The sequence below is a fragment of the Chthonomonas sp. genome (assembly GCF_035294165.1).
GTDB lineage: Bacteria > Armatimonadota > Chthonomonadetes > Chthonomonadales > Chthonomonadaceae > Chthonomonas.
This window is the reverse complement of record NZ_DATGLN010000119.1, coordinates 1-1,396: the sequence shown is the minus strand read 5'-3', so window position 1 is coordinate 1,396 and position 1,396 is coordinate 1. Positions and strand designations below refer to the sequence as shown.

Below are 1,396 nucleotides of genomic sequence, written 5' to 3'. Positions count from 1 at the left end.
GGACCGCTCCGACTTGGTCCTTGGTATTCGATTAGCGAAATACTGCAACACGGTGCAGTGTCAGAAAATCACTGCGGAAAGGCGACGGCGAAGCCCAAACCCGGCGAATTGATCCTCTTTATCAAGCCGTTGTCGTTCTGGGAACGCCTCATAGACGGGTTCCGGTCGTGAGCCGCGCAGGCCGAATTATTCGTGGCTCGCGATGGTTGACTTTTTCGTGATGACCTCTGACATTCTGGGAGAAGATGAAACAGTAGCGTCTCGTGAGATGGTGACAGTATGCCTTTTCGGTATTCGACGTTCGGCCCAAAGGGCACAGATACGGTTAACCTGAACGTTTCGGCGGGGAGCCAAATTAGCATGGTTGCGCCAGGACGCCACCCGTTGCACTGGTGGACTTACGTTATAGGGTATGGAGCCACCCTGCATGTTCCCCAGGGACCAAGTGTGTTCGACAGCGGCCAGACCAAGCCCTTCGGACGGAACAACGACTATACCGAGCATCTCGATAACGCGTACGCAGGGTGGAACCCGCTCGGAGATCTGCTCCACGGCATTATTGATATATGGGGGATAGGACGCAGTCCATGCCCGCAGTGACTGGAGGTGCGGAGATGACACAAGAAGGACGTGGTTCTGGTTGGCCTTTCACCAATTTGCTAGCGGCTCTGTCAATAGTTCTCGTGGCCGGGCCGTGCGGATTGAAGCTTGGCGCTCAAACCATTCGGATTAGGCTTCTGAATGGGAAGAATGGACATCCGTTGGCAGGCAAGTGCGTGAACGTCTGGGTGGGGAGCGAACGCAAATCGGCAATGGCGGTACCCACCGATAAGGACGGGGTTGCCTCGCTAGAGCTCACCCATAAGGCCCAAGCAGATACTCAGCACGTATGGAAGGGCTGCGGCATCCTTGGAGTTATCCACCCCATCGTACAATACAGCGACCGGATCGAGATTAACACTAGCTACGTGTCATGCGAGCCCCGCACGCCAGATTTTTCATGGCTGGCCATCAAGGCCTTCCCGACAAAGAAAGTGCTTCAATCTGGCATTGTGACGCCGAACAGTTGCGGCAAGGCGAAAGCCTCGCCGCAGCCCGGAGAGATAATCCTGTTCGTGAGACCTCTGACCTTCTGGGAGAAGATGAAACAATAGTTTCTCGTGAGACGATGACAGTATGCCTTTTCGGTATTCGACGTTCGGCCCAAAGGGCACAGATACGGTTAACCTGAACGTTTCGGCGGGGAGCCAAATTAGCATGGTTGCGCCAGGACACTACCCGTTGCACTGGTGGACTTACGTTATAGGGTATGGAGCCACCCTGCATGTTCCCCGGGGACCAAGTGTGTTCGACAGGGGCCAGACTATCCCTTTTGGGCAGAACAACGACTATACCG

General features: G+C 55.0%; 2 protein-coding genes. Both read left to right on the top strand.

The genetic code is table 11. From position 1 onward, the window contains the following. The first annotated feature begins 360 nt into the window (after positions 1 to 360). Positions 361 to 600 carry a hypothetical protein gene (locus VKV29_RS06045; protein ID WP_324200408.1) on the top strand — a complete coding sequence of 80 codons (240 nt, stop codon included), beginning with the start codon at positions 361 to 363 and terminating at the stop codon, positions 598 to 600. Between the two features lie 14 nt (positions 601 to 614). Next, positions 615 to 1,154 carry a hypothetical protein gene (locus VKV29_RS06040; RefSeq protein WP_324200407.1) on the top strand — a complete coding sequence of 180 codons (540 nt, stop codon included), beginning with the start codon at positions 615 to 617 and terminating at the stop codon, positions 1,152 to 1,154. The last annotated feature ends 242 nt before the right edge of the window (positions 1,155 to 1,396 follow it).